At 44.1% G+C, this 17171-nt stretch carries 12 protein-coding genes and 1 other annotated feature; of the genes, 10 read left to right on the top strand and 2 right to left on the bottom strand.

Annotated features, from left to right (window positions below; all coding sequences use genetic code 11):
• Positions 1-64 precede the first annotated feature (64 nt).
• The gene (gene spoVB / locus FZC79_RS03675; protein ID WP_148945514.1) at positions 65-1615 is read right to left on the bottom strand and encodes a stage V sporulation protein B; all 1551 of its coding nucleotides are present in this window, start codon (positions 1613-1615) and stop codon (positions 65-67) included.
• A gap of 70 nt (positions 1616-1685) precedes the next feature.
• Between spoVB and FZC79_RS03670 the strand changes: the two genes are divergently transcribed.
• The 8 genes from FZC79_RS03670 to dtd all read left to right on the top strand — a co-directional run bounded on the left by FZC79_RS03670 (position 1686) and on the right by dtd (position 12904).
• Positions 1686-2045 carry a post-transcriptional regulator gene (locus FZC79_RS03670; RefSeq protein WP_252183238.1) on the top strand — a complete coding sequence of 120 codons (360 nt, stop codon included), beginning with the start codon at positions 1686-1688 and terminating at the stop codon, positions 2043-2045.
• Positions 2046-2187: 142 nt separating this feature from the next.
• A complete protein-coding gene (gene secDF / locus FZC79_RS03665) occupies positions 2188-4458 on the top strand; it encodes a protein translocase subunit SecDF (protein ID WP_148945513.1) in 2271 nt (756 codons plus the stop codon).
• Between the two features lie 122 nt (positions 4459-4580).
• Positions 4581-5501 (top strand): cation diffusion facilitator family transporter, encoded by a 921-nt coding sequence (locus tag FZC79_RS03660; protein ID WP_148945512.1) that lies wholly within the window; start codon positions 4581-4583, stop codon positions 5499-5501.
• 12 nt (positions 5502-5513) lie between these two features.
• Complete coding sequence (locus tag FZC79_RS03655) at positions 5514-5861, top strand: LapA family protein (RefSeq protein ID WP_148945511.1); 348 nt, start codon at positions 5514-5516, stop codon at positions 5859-5861.
• Positions 5862-6214: 353 nt separating this feature from the next.
• Positions 6215-8560: a single-stranded-DNA-specific exonuclease RecJ gene (gene recJ, locus FZC79_RS03650; protein ID WP_148945510.1), complete on the top strand. Its 2346-nt coding sequence runs from the start codon at positions 6215-6217 to the stop codon at positions 8558-8560.
• A 15-nt stretch (positions 8561-8575) separates the two neighbouring features.
• The gene (locus FZC79_RS03645; RefSeq protein WP_148937784.1) at positions 8576-9088 is read left to right on the top strand and encodes an adenine phosphoribosyltransferase; all 513 of its coding nucleotides are present in this window, start codon (positions 8576-8578) and stop codon (positions 9086-9088) included.
• Between the two features lie 1170 nt (positions 9089-10258).
• The gene (locus FZC79_RS03635) at positions 10259-12448 is read left to right on the top strand and encodes a RelA/SpoT family protein (protein ID WP_148945508.1); all 2190 of its coding nucleotides are present in this window, start codon (positions 10259-10261) and stop codon (positions 12446-12448) included.
• A gap of 15 nt (positions 12449-12463) precedes the next feature.
• Complete coding sequence (dtd, locus tag FZC79_RS03630) at positions 12464-12904, top strand: D-aminoacyl-tRNA deacylase (RefSeq protein WP_148937781.1); 441 nt, start codon at positions 12464-12466, stop codon at positions 12902-12904.
• A gap of 540 nt (positions 12905-13444) precedes the next feature.
• On the opposite strand, the gene FZC79_RS03625 is transcribed toward dtd, so the two are convergent.
• Positions 13445-15190 carry an SH3 domain-containing protein gene (locus FZC79_RS03625; protein ID WP_187442630.1) on the bottom strand — a complete coding sequence of 582 codons (1746 nt, stop codon included), beginning with the start codon at positions 15188-15190 and terminating at the stop codon, positions 13445-13447.
• Positions 15191-15329: 139 nt separating this feature from the next.
• On the opposite strand from FZC79_RS03625, the gene FZC79_RS03620 reads away from it, so the two are divergent.
• Both FZC79_RS03620 and hisS read left to right on the top strand, forming a co-directional pair.
• On the top strand, positions 15330-15506 hold the full coding sequence (locus tag FZC79_RS03620; protein ID WP_148937779.1) for an RNA polymerase subunit sigma-70: 177 nt from the start codon (positions 15330-15332) through the stop codon (positions 15504-15506).
• A gap of 69 nt (positions 15507-15575) precedes the next feature.
• Positions 15576-15805 (top strand) — a binding site (T-box leader).
• 90 nt (positions 15806-15895) lie between these two features.
• Entirely contained in the window at positions 15896-17167 is a 1272-nt protein-coding gene (hisS, locus tag FZC79_RS03615) for a histidine--tRNA ligase (RefSeq protein ID WP_148945506.1), read from the top strand.
• The last annotated feature ends 4 nt before the right edge of the window (positions 17168-17171 follow it).

Here is a 17171-nt window from a genome sequence, read left to right as displayed (position 1 = left end):
AGTGGTCCGCCTGGAGCGGAAATCCATTTCGTATAAAGCAGCCACAATCTTTACGAAAACAGCCTTAATTTATGACCAGCTTCCCAATAAAGGGGATTCTTTTAATGTCGTCTCTCCGGATGAGTTTTAAGAGAATGGAAAGAAAGACATACAAAATCGTTGTCAAGATGACTCCTGTCAGCAGGCGGAGTCCAATTGGCATGCCTTGCAGGATACTGGTATTAAGATAATGGCCGCCTAAACCGGTAAAGGCCATTACAACTGCAAACTTGGCATAATCTCTTACATAGACGGTCATCGGGATGGTTTTTAAGATGGTTGCAAAATGCAAGAGTGTCACAAGCATCATTCCTGTTACAATGCCCAATGCGGCTCCGTTGATTCCGAAAGCAGGCTGGGAGGCGAGAACAAAGATGATGGCTGTTTTCACGATTGCGCCTATCAAGCTGTTAATCATCGCTGCCCTTGCCAAATCCAATGCTTGAAGCACGGCTTGAAGAGGTCCTTGATAGTAATAGAAAAGAAAAAATGGCGCCATGATCATAATGAACCCTGCACCGCTGCTGCTGCCGTACATGACGGTCATCAGCGGCTCGGCGAATATGAATAATAAAACGACAGCGACGCCGCCGGTGATCAGGCAGAATCTTAATGCTTGCGTCAGCCGGTGCTCAATCAGGACAAAGTTGTTTTGCTTATTTGCCTCACTGACGGCGGGCACCAGCGACGTTGAAAGTGAAACAGTGATGAAGGACGGCAGAAATAGTAATGGTAGAGCGAAGCCCGTCAATGATCCATACTGCTTGGTTGCGAGAGAGGTGGCTACCCCCGCTAAAGCAAGGCTGTGAGCCACTACAATCGGCTCGAAAAACCAGGAGATGGACCCGATCATCCGGCTCCCTGTAGTCGGCAAGGCAACACTCATCAATTCATTTAAAGTGGAACGGCCGGACTTGACCGCTCCGAAAAAATTCCTGCGGACTTTGAACTTTTTCTTTAATTTAAAGGCTGTAAACATATAGAGAAGAGAAGCCAGTTCACCCAGGACGGAAGCAACCATTGCTGCAGCTGCTGCATATTCGATCCCATAAGGAAGAAATGTCTTCGTCATGACAGCAATCAGTGAAATTCGGACAATCTGCTCGATGACTTGGGAGATAGCGGCAGGCTTCATGTTCTGCCTTCCCTGGAAGTAGCCCCGGATGACCGATGAAATCGCGACGATCGGGATAATCGGAGCTATCGCGACTAGTGGGTAATAGGTCCTCGAATCTGTAAAAAGTGTTTCTGATAAGTATGGGGCGAGCAAGATCAAAGCAGGAGTAAAGATCATGGACAGGGAAACAGTGATGGCCAGCGAAACGGCAAGGATTTTTTTGACCTTCTTGAGGTCTCCCTGTACTTCAGCTTCTGCGACACTCTTTGATATGGCAACAGGCAGTCCCATTTGTGTAATGGTAATAACGAGAATCAAGGTCGGAAATGCCATCATGAAGAGACCGACACCTTCTTCACCTATGAACCTCGCCACTACAATCCTATTGATGAATCCGAGAATCCTGGTTATCAAGGCAGCACCCATTAAAATCATCGTGCCTTTCAAAAATTTGGACATTTCATTCCCTGCCTTCTCAAAAATCGTAATATCGTATACAATTATCTATATGCAACAGGATGGACAAAGCATGACAAGTTGTTGGCAATTAGAAATGGAGCGGGGGAAATATATGAACGTTTTGAAACATCCGTACAGTCACTTTTATGATGATGTAGAGCCTGCACTGATCAGCAAGGTTGAGGAATTTGAAGTACTTGGCTATGGCAAAGCAACTGTTGAAAGCTTGTGGACATACCTGTTAAAGAAGAAATGGAAGAAACCGAAAGAGGAAATCAGGATGTTTGAATTAGTAAGTGACATTTTAAGCGTCAAAGCAGGGGAATATATGAGCTTTGAAACGGTGGAAGCCTACCGTTCTCCCAATTGGTTCAGCGATTTGAATGAGGATGAACTGAAAGAATTACTGAAACCGAACAAGAAATCCTGATATTTATTGGTATAATATTGAATTGACAGTAAATTGCTGCTAATTCATAATGGGAATATTGGTACAACCCATGGCATTTGGACCGGAAAATTTAATATCGAGGGGCATTGCCCTGTACATATGCAAGGAGGACTTATACATAATGGTAAAACGAAGTAGGATTGTCGCCTTTTTTATAATCGTTCTTTTACTAGGAGGATTAATCGGAGGCACAACGAACAACATTTTGAAAGACATAAAGCTTGGATTGGACTTGCAGGGAGGCTTTGAAGTTCTCTACGATGTTCAATCATTGAATGGTGATGATGAAGAAATCACCAGTGAAACAGTTGCCAACACGGCTGATGCACTGGATAAACGAATCAACGTTCTCGGGGTAAGTGAACCGAACATCCAGATTGAAGACGGCAACAGAATCCGTGTCCAGCTTGCCGGCGTGGAAGATCAGAATCAGGCCAGGGAGATTCTTTCGACTCAGGCTAATCTGACTTTCCGGGATATTAATGATGAAGTGAGGCTTGATGGTTCCGACCTGGTTACAGGCGGTGCACAGCAGGCATTCGGCCAAAATAATGACCCTTTAGTTTCTTTGGAACTAAAAGACCGCAGTAAATTTTATGACCTAACAACCGAGCTTTCCCAGCTGCCTCCTCCTGAAAACAGGCTGGTCATATGGCTTGACTTTGAAGAGGGAGTCGACTCCTATCAAGAGGAAATGACAAAAGAGAATCCTAAATTCTTATCAGATCCTCAAGTTTCAGAACCTATCAATTCCAATGAAGTCCAAATTACTGGAAGCTTCACGATAGAAGAAGCCCAAGACCTGGCGGCGCTTCTCGATGCTGGTGCTCTTCCTGTGAAATTGGAAGAAGTCTATTCTACATCAGTAGGAGCCCAATTCGGTGAACAGGCAATGGATAAAACCGTGACTGCCGGAATCATTGGTATCGCGATTGTATTCTTATTCATGCTGATTTTCTACCGTTTCCCAGGGGTAATTGCCATGATTACTCTCTCAGTGTACATATTCGTCATCCTATGGGTATTTGACATGATGAACGGGGTTCTGACACTGCCGGGTATAGCGGCCTTGATTCTCGGGGTCGGTATGGCGGTTGATGCCAACATCATCACGTATGAGCGAATCAAAGAGGAAATGAAGGTCGGAAAAAGTGTCCGCGCAGCCTTCCAGGCCGGGAACAAATCTTCCTTCATGACCATCCTGGACGCAAACGTGACGACCATTCTTGCCGGTGCTGTCCTGTTCTATTTTGGGACAAGTTCTGTTAAAGGATTCGCAACAATGCTGATTGTCAGTATCCTGACAAGCTTCCTGACAGCGGTATGGGGATCACGCCTGCTGCTTGGGTTATGGGTCAACAGCGGTGCATTCAACAAGAAGCCGTCCTGGCTTGGAGTGAACCCGAAAGATATTAAAGATATCGCTGAAAATTATGATACATTGGATTTACCTACTGCTTATGATAAATTCGATTTTGCGAAACAACGTAAAAAATTCTTTGCGATATCAGGGATATTGATAACTGCTGGTCTCGTCATTCTGGCCATTTTCAGATTGAACCTTGGCATTGACTTCGCTGCTGGTACCAGAATGGAAATCCTGTCTGAATCCGGATTGACAGGTGACAGTTTGACTGAAGAGCTTGAAGAGGCAGGATACCCATCCGATGAGGTTGTTATTTCAGGTGACAATAACGAAATCGGGGTTGTCCGCTACAGTGAAGTCTTAAATAAAGATGAAATTGCTGAACTGAAGGACTACTTCACGGAAGCGTATGATGCAGAACCAAATATCAGTACTGTTTCGCCGGTCATAGGTGAACTGCTTGCGAAAAACGCTATGCTTGCTGTAGCTATCGCTTCGGTAGGGATTATCATTTATGTTACCCTTCGATTTGAGCTATCCATGGCCATCGGGGCGATTGCAGCCCTTCTGCATGACGCGTTCTTCATCATTGCGTTCTTCAGCTTGACACGCCTTGAAGTTGATTTAACATTCATTGCGGCCGTCCTGACCATTGTAGGTTACTCGATCAATGATACGATTGTTACATTTGACAGGATGAGGGAGAACCTTCAGAAGAAGCGCAGATTGAAAACTGTGGAAGATATAGAAGAAGTCGTGAACAAAAGTTTACGCCAGACGCTTACCCGTTCTGTCAGCACTGTAATTACTGTAGTGTTTACGGTTATCGCTTTGATGATATTCGGAAGTGAGTCTATCACGAACTTCTCAATTGCCTTGCTTGTCGGGTTGATCTCAGGTACCTACTCTTCCGTATTCATTGCTTCTCAAATTTGGCTTGTGCTGAAGAAGAAGGAACTGAAGAAAAAAGGGACAATTATCACCTTTAAAGAGAAAAAGAAAATTTCAGACGAACCACAAGTCTGATTCTAATGCTAAAGGACGAGTATGCCAGGCGGCTGTGCCTGGGGTGCTCGTCCTTTTAAGCGTTTCAGGAGATAGTTTAGCGGTAAATGGGTTACAATAAAGTGGAATAAGGGGGGACAACCATGAGTACTGACGATCGTTTTAAGAAAGCTGAATTTGCCGCTTTGGTAGGCGTTGTAGGGAACATTCTGCTGGCAGGCATCAAATGGTGGGCAGGGGTTGCAGGAAACAGTAAAGCACTAATTGCCGATGCGGTCCATTCAGCCTCAGATGTTGCAGGCTCTTTCGCAGTATACATAGGTCTTCGTGCAGCCAAGCAGCCGCCGGATGAAGACCATCCATACGGACATGGAAAGGCCGAATCCATCGCCGCCATCATAGTGGCTGTTCTTTTGTTTTTGGTCGGAATAGAAATCGGAAAATCTTCCATTGAGTCATTTTTTCAGCCAATCGAACCGCCGACTTCCATTGCGATCTATGCAGTTATCTTTTCGATAGTAGTCAAGGAAATAATGTTTCAGTACAAGTATAAGTTGGGTAAAAAACTGAAAAGTGATGCCCTGATTGTCAATGCATATGAGCATCGATCGGATGTCTATTCATCCATTGCTGCTCTCATCGGTATAGGTGCTGCCATGCTGGGAGGAGTTTTTGGAATTGGCTGGCTGGAATATGGAGATCCGGTTGCCGGGGTATTTGTATCACTTCTTGTTTTGAGAATGGCATGGAAACTGGGTGCTGAATCCATTCATAATACTCTCGATCATGTCCTGCATGATGAAGATACGCAGGAATTGAGACAATCGGTAAGTGAAGTAGAAGGAGTGCTGGCCATTAATGAACTTCACGCCAGGGAGCACGGACATTACCTCATAGTGGATTTGAAGATCAGCGTGGATCCGCATATTACTGTTGAAGAAGGCCACCGGGTAGGAAAAAAAGTAAAGAAAAGATTGTTGGAAGACCCTGATGTCCAAGATGTTTTCATACACATTAACCCATATAATGCGGATGAGGCAGATGAAAAAGTAGATTTGACGTAAGGGGGGGAAGCAGTGAAGATTCAATGGAATTTAATTTTAGGACTTATATTCGCTCTGATTGTGGCGATTTTTGCAGTGATTAATGTTGATCCAGTAAGAGTGAACTATCTTTTTGGTGAAGCTCAATGGCCGCTGATTTTGGTCATCATCGGCTCGGTTCTGATGGGAGGCCTGATTGTAGGCTCCGTTGGTTTGTTTCGTTTATACGTTATACAACGAAAGCTTAAGGCTCTTCAAAAAGAGAACGACAGACTAAAGGGGATAGCAGGAGATAAAGAAGCCCTTCCAGTCAATGATGCAGCTCAAGACGGAGTGCAAGATAGCGGCAGCATCCATGAAGAAAGAGAAACAAGGATGTAACTCTGCTTCGGAAAAAAATATGGGAAAAGAAGAGGATGAAATCATTTGTGATTTTGTCCTCTTTTTTTGAAGTTAAAGTGGATGGCGCGGAGACCTCTGCCGGGTTAGCGGATAATCAGCATACGTGGATTGAATGGATGAAGAGGATGTCCTCCGGGACCGAAGCGAGGTCATGAACTCAAGAAAAACAGAAAATCATGTCCCACGGAGCCGAAGCAGAAATGTAGTTCTTTTAAAGAGCTATAATTATCGCCGAAAAATAAATTAAAAGCTTAAAGTATCTCTTTCCATGTTTCTCTGATTGAAAGGCATACCCCCATTTTGTATAATAGGAAAGGCTGAGGGGTGAACGTATGTTAAAATCAAAATCACGTTGGTTAATTAAAGATCATAGTGAAGCGCACAGTACTGAATTGCAGCAAAAGTTAAATTTACCTCCTATCGTCAGCAAGCTTCTGGCCAACAGGGGGATACATGATATAGAAGAAGCGAAGGACTTTTTACATGGCGGAGAGCAGCCTTTCCATGATCCTTATTTAATGCTGGATATGGACAAAGCGGTAGAACGGGTAAAAAAAGCCATTGAATATGGAGAAGCGATTTTAATTTTCGGGGATTATGATGCAGACGGTGTCAGTTCAACATCCACCATGATGCAGACGCTTCTTGATTTAGGTGCAGAAGCTCATTTTTATATACCAAACCGCTTCACAGAGGGCTACGGTCCTAATGAAAATGCTTTCCGCTGGGCATCCGAGGAAGGATTCTCTTTAATTATCACAGTGGATACCGGAATAGCTGCAGTGAAAGAGGCTGGGCTTGCCAAGGAACTGGGGATGGACTTGATCATCACTGATCACCATGAGCCGGGACCACAGCTTCCTGAAGCATTAGCGATTCTTCACCCAAAAAGGGAAGGCAGTACATATCCTTTTGCCGACCTTGCTGGTGTAGGGGTAGCGTTTAAGTTCGCTCATGCTCTGTACGGGAAATTCCCAGAGCATCTGCTTGATCTCGCAGCTATTGGAACCATTGCAGATCTTGTTCCTTTAAAAGGGGAAAACAGGGCTATCGCCAAACAAGGCCTGGCAAAGCTCCGGACAAGCAAGCGTCCTGGAATTGCAGCCCTTTGTAAAACGGCTAATGCCCAGATGAGCGAGATTACGGAAGAAACGGTCGGCTTTGCCATTGCACCGAGAATCAATGCAATCGGCAGACTGGGGGATGCCGACCCGGCAGTGGACTTGATGCTGTCTCAGGATATGGAAGAGTCCATGGCCATAGCGCAGGAAATCGACGCTATCAATAAAGAAAGGCAGAACATCGTTAATGAGATGACACAAGAGGCCGTTGAAATGGTTGAAACCGAGTTTCCTCTTTCCAGCAATTCTGTGCTGGTCATTGGAAAAGAAGGCTGGAACTCCGGAGTTGTCGGTATTGTTGCTTCCAGACTTGTAGAAAAATTCTACAGGCCGGTCATCGTTCTAAGCTTCGATAGTGAAAAAGGACAGGCGAAAGGTTCTGCCCGCAGTATTGCTGGGTTTGACTTATTCAAAAATCTATCTCAATGCCGCGAGCTTCTTCCTCATTTCGGAGGCCATCCAATGGCGGCCGGAATGACACTGGATTTGGAGAATGTAGCAGAATTGAGAAACCGATTGAATGGATATGCCAATGAACAGCTGACCGAGGAAGACTTCATTCCTCTCACAGAGCTGGATGCTTCTATCCGTCTTGAAGATGTGGATATTGAGACGATTGAGTCTCTGCAGATGCTTGCTCCATTCGGCATGGGGAATCCCAAGCCTAAGCTGCTTATTGAAGGGGTTTCGATAGGTGGAATGAGGAAGATTGGCGGCAATCAGGACCATTTAAAGCTTTCCCTTCAGAAAGATGTCCACACCTTGGACAGTATTGGTTTCGGAATGGGTGAATTTGCCGATCACATTTCACCGCTTGCAGAATTATCGGTTATTGGTGAGCTTTCCATAAATGAATGGAATAATATCAGGAAGCCGCAGTTGTTTCTAAAAGACCTCTCTGTCGCTCATTGGCAGCTCTTTGACATGAGGGGGATCAAGCCGTTCAAAAGATGGTTTGAAAAAGTACCTTCACAGGACAGAAGAATCATTGCTTTTAATCAGGGAACGATTGACCGCCTTCCGGTTGAAGATTACCGCGATGACCTGCTATTGATTTCTTCAAGCGAAGAAGCAGAAGCCAATCTTCAGGCAGCAAAGAGTATTGTACTGCTGGATCTGCCGCCTGCCGCAGAATGGCTGGAGGCAGTGGTAAGAAAAGCAGAACCGGAAAGAATCTATGCACACTTTGACCACGAAGAAGACCATTTTTTCAGCACAGTGCCGAAGCGTGAGCACTTTAAGTGGTACTATGGATTTCTTTTAAAGAGGGAGACTTTCGATCTCAAAAAACATGGCGGCCAGCTTGCTCAACATAAAGGCTGGTCAAAAGAAACAATTGTATTCATGTCAAAGGTGTTTTTTGAACTGGATTTTGTTACAATAAACAATGGATTAATTTCCGTCAATCCTGTAAAAGTTAAGAGAGATTTGGAAGAATCGATTACTTACCGGCAAAAGCAGGAACAATATAATCTAGAGAATGAATTGTTGTATTCATCTTATCAAGAACTCAAAAACTGGTTTGATAAGAAGACTGAAATGGTCTGCAACATATGAGGAGGATTTTTAAGCATGGACTTAAAACAATACGTAACAATCGTCGAGGATTGGCCGAAAGAAGGCATTAGATTCAAAGATATCACTACGTTGATGGATAACGGCGATGCGTATAGATATGCTACTGATAAAATCGTTGAATATGCAAAAGAAAAAGAAATCGATCTGATTGTCGGTCCTGAGGCAAGAGGCTTCATCATCGGCTGTCCGGTTGCCTATTCACTTGGAGTAGGATTTGCACCTGTCCGCAAGCCGGGCAAACTGCCTCGTGAAACGGTCAAAGTCGAGTACGGCCTTGAATATGGCAAAGATGCGCTGACAATCCATAAGGATGCTATTAAGCCAGGTCAGCGCGTTCTCATCACCGATGACCTGCTGGCTACCGGCGGAACAATTGAAGCCACTATCAAGCTGGTTGAAGAATTAGGCGGCATCGTCGCGGGTACTGCATTCCTTATCGAACTGACATACCTGGATGGCCGCGATAAGCTGGACGGCTATGACATCATGACACTTATGCAATACTAAGTTTTCTAATTGAATAGCACTCATAAAAGGACTGGGCATGCTCAGTCCTTTTATTTTTTGGCTGTTTTCGTTAAGATTGTGGCTATTTTAAAAGTAATGGATTTCCGCTCCAGGCGCGCGACTCCGCGGGGCGGGCGCCCGGCCGCCTCGGCTTCGCCTGCGGGGTCTCACCTCTCACCTGTCCCGCTAGTCCCGCAGGAGGTCGCACGCCTTCCGCTCCAATCCTTTCAGGTGAAAATGAAGAGAGGATAAAATAGCATCAAAAGCAACAATCTTTTAGAAAAGAGCCTATTTTTTTGATGATATGGACTTCTTAGCTGGATAAATGCAAATCTGGGCGGTCTGCTTACCGGCATCATTTCCCAGCTGATTTCCCTTTTCCTTGCTGATAAAAATTAATTTTTTCATATCTCTTAATAATGGGAGCCATTGATAAAGCTAAAAAAATTGGTTTGTTAGTCAGCAGAGCTAATATACTTACCGGATTGCAGGAATAAGTTTGTTATTATCGAAATTTACTATAAGGTGAACGTTCGCATGTCGGGCCAGTTCAAGGCGCTTCCACTTTTTAATCAATCCAGTTGCAGCGGCCAGCTCCTCGGGGTCAAATAACCTCAAGAGAATAAAAGGGAAAACCGCCTTTTTTTCTCTTGAGAACATTTGCCTGTCGGAGCTGTTCGGGCCGCTTCCACTTTTTAATCAATCCAGTTCCAGCGCCTAGCCCCTCGGGATCAAATAACCTCAAGAGAATAAAAGGGAAAACCGCCTTTTCTTCTCTTGAGAACATTTGCCTGTCGGGGCTGATCAAGGCGCTTCCATTTTTTAATCAATCCAGTTGCAGCGGCCAGCTCCTCGGGGTCAAATAACCTCAAGAGAATAAAAGGGAAAACGCCTTTTCTTCTCTTGAGAACATTTGCCTGTCGGGGCTGATCAAGGCGCTTCCACTTTTTATGAAAGAAAGCGCTTTATTAAGAAATGGTAAATATTTTTCGACAAAAACAGCCTTTTTTAGGGGTGAAGGCTTTACATATCTTCTATTTTTTTTGATAATAGTATACAATACGCTTTTTTATTATGAACCTGAGTTCATTTTTCGTGCCGGGACATTTGTAATAAGTGAAAATCGGGATGAAAGATTGAATTTAATATATTGCAAAGGTGATTTTGCTGATGGCAAAAGATCAGATATTGACCCCTGAAGAGGTCGTAAAACGCACAAGTGAATATTTGACAGAAGAAGATGTCAAACTGGTAAGAAAGGCATATGAGTTTGCCAAGGAAGCCCATAAAGAGCAATTCCGCAAATCCGGCGAGCCATATATCATCCATCCGATCCAGGTAGCGGGGATCCTTGCAGATCTTGAGATGGATCCTTCTACGGTAGCTGCGGGATTTTTGCATGATGTAGTCGAAGATACCGGAATTACGCTTGAAGAAATGGAAAACAGCTTTGGTAGAGAAGTTGCCATGCTCGTCGACGGTGTCACAAAGCTGGGGAAAATCAAGTACAAATCCCAGGAAGAGCAGCAGGCTGAAAATCACAGGAAAATGTTCGTGGCCATGGCTCAGGATATCCGTGTCATATTGATCAAGCTGGCAGACCGCCTTCATAATATGAGGACCTTGAAGCATCTTCCCAGCGAAAAACAACGGAGGATATCCAATGAGACGCTGGAAATCTTTGCTCCGCTGGCCCACAGGCTCGGAATTTCAAAAATCAAGTGGGAATTGGAAGACACGGCTCTCCGCTACTTGAATCCACAGCAATACTACCGCATTGTCAATCTGATGAAGAAGAAAAGAGCAGAGCGGGAACAGTATCTTGATGAAGTCATCGATGAAGTGAAAACAAGCATGAGTGAAGTGAACATTGAAGCGGATATCTCAGGAAGGCCGAAGCATATTTACAGCATCTACAGAAAGATGGCCCTCCAGAATAAGCAGTTCAATGAGATTTATGATTTACTCGCCGTTCGGGTTGTCGTCGACAGCATCAAGGATTGTTATGCAGTCCTGGGTATCATCCATACCTGCTGGAAACCGATGCCGGGCCGCTTTAAAGATTATATCGCTATGCCAAAACCAAATATGTATCAATCCCTGCACACAACGGTCATTGGCCCGAAAGGCGATCCTCTTGAAGTCCAGATCAGGACATCCGAGATGCATCAGATTGCAGAATACGGGGTGGCTGCTCACTGGGCGTATAAAGAAGGACAGAATGTCGATGAGAAAGCGACACTGGAGAAGAAGCTCACGTGGTTCAGAGAAATTCTTGAATTTCAAAATGAATCTGCCAATGCTGAAGAATTCATGGAGTCCCTTAAAATCGACTTATTTTCTGATATGGTCTTTATTTTTACCCCTAAAGGCGACGTGATTGAACTGCCAGCCGGCTCAGTACCGATTGACTTTGCTTATCGTATTCACTCGGAAATCGGAAACAAGACGATCGGGGCTAAAGTGAACGGTAAAATGGTAACCCTTGATTATAAGCTACACACCGGGGATATTATAGAAATTCTTACTTCTAAGCATTCCTATGGTCCGAGCAAAGACTGGCTGAAGCTGGCGCAGACATCACAAGCGAAGAACAAAATCAAAACATTTTTCAAAAAACAGCAGCGTGAAGAAAACATTGAAAAGGGCAGGGAGCTTGTTGAAAAAGAAATCAAGAATCTTGAATTCGACCTTAAAGAAGTCCTGACTCCGGAAAATGTTTCCCGTGTATCGGAAAAATTCAACTTTTCAAATGAAGAGGATATGTACGCGGCGGTTGGCTACAGTGGTATTACGGCTGCTCAGATAGCGAACAGGCTGACAGAAAAGCTGAGAAAGAAACGCGACCAGGAAGAGTCCCTTGAGGATACTATTACCGAGCTGAAAGCACAGCCTGCTAAGCGCAAGCGGGATGCAGGAGTTCAGGTAAAAGGGATTGATAATCTCTTGATCAGGCTTTCCCGATGCTGTAATCCAGTTCCCGGAGATGAGATCATTGGATTCATAACCAAGGGCCGCGGCGTCTCGGTGCATCGATCAGACTGTACAAACGTTTCAGCTGATAATGCAGAGCAGCGATTGATACCTGTTGAATGGGAAAGTGACTTTCCAAACCGCAAGGAATATAACGTGGATATTGAAATCTCCGGATTTGACCGCAGAGGCTTGCTGAATGAAGTGCTTCAGGCAGTCAATGAAACGAAGACCAATATCTCTGCAGTGAGCGGGAAATCGGACCGAAACAAAATGGCAACGATTAATATGTCAATCTCTATTCAAAATATTTCCCACTTGCATAGAGTGGTAGAAAGAATCAAGCAGATTTCAGATATCTATGCTGTTAGAAGGATCATGAACTAAGGAGTTTTAAATGAAATGAAAGTAGTACTTCAACGAAGCCGTGAAGCCTCTGTGACTGCAGAAGGAAAATTGAGCGGTGAAATCAAATCGGGTTTTGTGCTGCTGGTTGGTGTCACTCATGAAGACGACAAAAAAGATGCAGACTGGCTGGCTGATAAAATTGTAAACCTCCGAGTGTTTGAAGATGAAGAAGGAAAAATGAATCGATCTCTTCTTGATGCGGGAGGAGAGATCCTTTCTGTTTCTCAATTTACCTTGTATGGTGATTGCAGAAAAGGCAGGCGTCCTAACTTCATGGGAGCGGCTAAGCCGCAGCAGGCAGAAGAGATTTATGACTACTTCAATGAACAATTAACAAGAAAAGGGGTCAAGGTGGAAACAGGTGTCTTCGGCAGCATGATGGATGTGAAGCTGACGAATGACGGCCCTGTAACCTTGATTATTGAGAGTCCATGATATGATATAAAAAGGGATGAAGATTAATACTCTTCATCCCTTTTTATGGTCCTGAAAACTTTCTAGCTATGCAGGGGGTTCTAGATAGCTTACAGCGAGGTATTAAAGCAGGTTTCCCTGGGGATTCATTTCAGCAGAAAGTATGCCTGTGAAGGATATGAATAAACCTATAAAAATAAGCGGAATTTTTCCGCTTAAGCTGGGGATTATAATTGATTTTGGGGTATATAAGCGGAATATTTCCCCTTAAGCACAGTGACATGAGCCATTTTCGCATGTTTTAGGAGAATAAGGGGAATTCCTCCGCTTAATTTAACTGTTTCTCGTGCAATTTCTTAAATAAGCGGAATTTCTCCCCTTATTTCGCGAAAACTATCATAGAGAATAAATTGCTAGGACGATATATTCAGATGCCTCCAGCCGCAGAAAAAACCACCAATGCGCGCACTGGTGGTTTTGATTTACTGTTTAAAAAAAATTAAGCCCCTTCAAACTTTCAGCGTACCCGGCTGAGTATGTTACCTTAGAGCTTGCGTTTTTTTATTCAGAAAAATACTCATCCAGTCCATTATAGATACTTCTTGCGGCCATATCCTGAAAACTGTGTGTCCTCGTCAATGCTTCCTCTGATGGATTGCTGAGGTATCCCAATTCCAATAGTACAGCAGGCTGTTTGTTTTCTCTTATTACAAAATAATCTCCTTGCTTCAGTCCTCTGTTTCTTGATGAGAGGCTTTTGGCAAGGCTCCCCAGAACTGTTTGAGATAGTTCCTTTTGATATTGATGATAATAATAGGCTGTATATCCTTTAACGGATGAATCACTGATACTGTCATAGTGTATGCTGATGAAAGCATCGCTATCGTGGTAATGTGCCAGGGCAACCCTGGTGTTCAGAGAGGAGTATGAATCGTCATTTCTTGTTAGAATTACATCGGCACCAGCCTTCTTCAGCAGATCATAGAGTACTTGAGAGGTGGACAGCGTAAGCTCTTTCTCAAATGTGCCTCTATAGCCGATGGTCCCGCTGTCACGGCCGCCATGACCCGGGTCGATCAGGATGGTCTTTCCTTTAAGGCCTCCACTTTTCGGCTTGTTTACAGGCGCTGAATCCGGAGATCCAGACACAGAAACAATCCAGCTTGCTACAAATCCCGTTTGTCCATTTTTTAACGAAACCTCATACCATTCTCCTGTCTTTTTCTTGATAGGAAAAGTTTCTCCTGAAGAAGCCCTGGCAACGATTGCTGAATTAGTAGACGCTGAGCTTCTTAAATTCGTTCCGTTATAAAGAATTTGAACCTCTTCCGCTTTGCTGGTGCTCTGTTCTTTTTGAGGTTTTTCTGCAACTGTTTTTTCCATATACCAGCCAGCAGCCCATCCTGTTTTGCCACCCTTGAGCGAAAGCTTGTACCAATTATTTTTTTCTTCAAGGATTTCATATACCTCGCCCTGTTTGACTGAACCGACTACTTTCCCATTTAAATTGGCATTTTCCCTGATGTTTAAGGAGTTAATTATAACTTTTCCGTAAGATACCTGGTTAGCGGGCGGTTTGCTGGCTGACGATGGTTTTTCTATGTACTGGCTGCTTACCCATCCTTCCATACCGCCGAATTCAATGCGGAACCATCCTGATACACTTCCGGTGACCGAAACTTTATCTCCTTTGTTCAATTTTCCGATGATGCTGCCATGGAGTCCCGGTGAATTTCGGACATTTAACGAATTGTCGGTTGATATGCCAGTCCAATTATCAGGCTGCACGTTACTCACTGTCTCAGAATCCTCTGTTTCGGGAGCATCCCCTGCTATGTAATCTTTGTGGACCCATCCTGCAATTAAGTCTGCAGAAATTTTATACCAGTTCCCTTGTTCCTCGATGATACTGACTTCTTCTCCATTAGTCAGGGTCGCAACGACTGAGTAGTTTGTTCCGGCTCCATCTCTGACTCTAAGGCCGTCTTCGGTGACAGTCCCTTTCTTGGCACTTGAGCCAGCCTTAAGCGTAACCAGCCAGTTGGCGACCCAACCTGTTTTGGAGGAATTCAGCTTGATTTCGTACCAGTCTTTCTCACTGGAAATGACTTGGAACTCATCTCCCTTACGTACTTGTTTCGCTACTGAAAAACTCAGGCCCGGACCGTTCCTGACATTCAGCGATTCAGTATTGATGATGATAGCCTTTTCCTGTGCAATAGCTTTTTCAGTATTTAGAACAGGAACCGAGCTCACCAGCAAAAATGAAATGATGAATGAGTAAAGAAATTTTTTGATTAAAAACACCACCTGATCTCTCGGGATATTTATCCAGTATAGTCTAATGAATAATTCTTCGTAAATAAGAAAAATCCTTTTAGATGAAAGAAATTTCTCTGGTTTGGAAATGATATGTAACAAGATAAGAGGAAAGGGTGGGTACCAGATGAGAGCGAGTGAAAAAGGCTTAAGCAGTTTCAACGGGGAGAATCAGTTGTTTGGCGTCAACTTCCATAGTTTCTTGGAAAAAGAGAAGAATGCCGACAGCTATGAATTGGCTTCAGAATTCGGGTTAACCTTGGCAGGGGTCCGTCAATTAAAAAAGAAAATGGAGCGGTCGTAAATATTTGTAGAATCCCTTGACAACTCAGTGAGCCATCCGTATTATTATAGAAATAAAATAACTATACAAACTATACTGTTGATGGAGCATAGTAACTGAAATAACAGGTGTAAAGAGAGGAAATGCCTCGGCTGAAAGCATTTCTGCATACTGGTTCAGTGAATGAACACTCCGGAGGATTCCTGCTGAACGATTTATATCCAAGGCGGGAACGTACCAGGCGTTAACTGGCTAAGTGGAAGCAATTCATTGCTTCAATTAGGGTGGCACCACGGGAATCCAAAGCTCTCGTCCCTTGTATATTTTACAAGGGATGGAGGGCTTTTTTTGTTGGTTTTTTCCAAAGTGTGGGAAAATTACTTTGTTAATCAGGGAAGGGGATCCATTTTATGTCTATTCAAATTCCTCGCGGTACGCAGGATATACTGCCGTCAGATTCAGTCAAATGGCAGTATGTTGAAAAAACAGCAGCCGATATCTGTTCAAACTATCAATATGAAGAAATCCGCACACCAATCTTTGAATCAAGCGAATTATTCTTGAGAGGTGTGGGCGATACGACAGACATCGTCCAGAAAGAGATGTATGTTTTTGAAGATCAGGGTGGAAGAAGCCTTGCTTTAAGGCCTGAAGGAACAGCTTCTGTTGTTCGCTCCTATGTACAGAATAAAATGTTTGGCTATGCCGGCCAGCCTGTTAAACTGTTCTACACTGGACCGATGTTCCGTTATGAGAGACCACAGGCAGGACGCTACCGCCAGTTTGTTCAATTCGGGATTGAAGCGCTGGGCAGTGAAGATCCTTCTATTGACGCAGAAGTAATTTCGGTTGCAATAGAAATTTACAGTAAGCTTGGCTTGAAAGAGCTGAAGCTTGTAATCAATACACTGGGAGATAATGAAAGCCGAAACGCGCACCGTGAAGCCCTGATGGCTCACTTCCAGCCGCGGATCGGCGAGTTCTGCAGCGACTGCCAGAACCGGCTCGCGAAGAATCCATTAAGAATTTTGGATTGTAAGAAAGACCGTGATCACGAATTGATGAAAACAGCACCTTCTATTTTGGATTTTCTGAATGAAGATTCTAAGCAATATTTTGAGAAGGTACAAAAATACTTGAACGCAATGGAAATTCCTTTTGAAGTGGATCCAACACTCGTGAGGGGGCTGGATTATTATAATCACACAGCATTTGAAATCATGAGCAAGGCTGAAGGGTTTGGTGCCATCACCACTTTATGCGGAGGCGGCCGATATAATGGTCTTGTCGAAATGATTGGGGGTCCTGCGACACCGGGTATTGGATTTGCTTTCAGTATCGAGAGGCTGTTGTCCGCCTTGGAGGCAGAAGGGGTGGAATTGCCCGTTCAGCCCCAACTGGACTGCTACATCGTCACGATGGGCGAGGAAGCGAAGGATTATTCAGTGAAACTGCTGCATAAGCTTCGCCAGGCTGGATTATCGGGAGAGAAGGACTATCTTGATCGCAAAGTTAAAGCGCAATTCAAATCTGCCGACAGAATGAATGCCAAGCTTGTAGCTGTGCTGGGTGAAGATGAGTTGAAAGAAAACAAAATCAATCTGAAGGACATGAGCACAGGTGAACAAAAGCTGGTAGATTTAGATGTATTTGTTGAAGAGGTTAAAAAACATCGCGGTTAAGGAG

It is taken from the genome of Rossellomorea vietnamensis (genome assembly GCF_008180615.1).
GTDB lineage: Bacteria > Bacillota > Bacilli > Bacillales > Bacillaceae_B > Rossellomorea > Rossellomorea vietnamensis_D.
The sequence above is the reverse complement of the archived record's forward strand: the minus strand, read 5'-3'. Positions and strand labels throughout refer to the sequence as shown.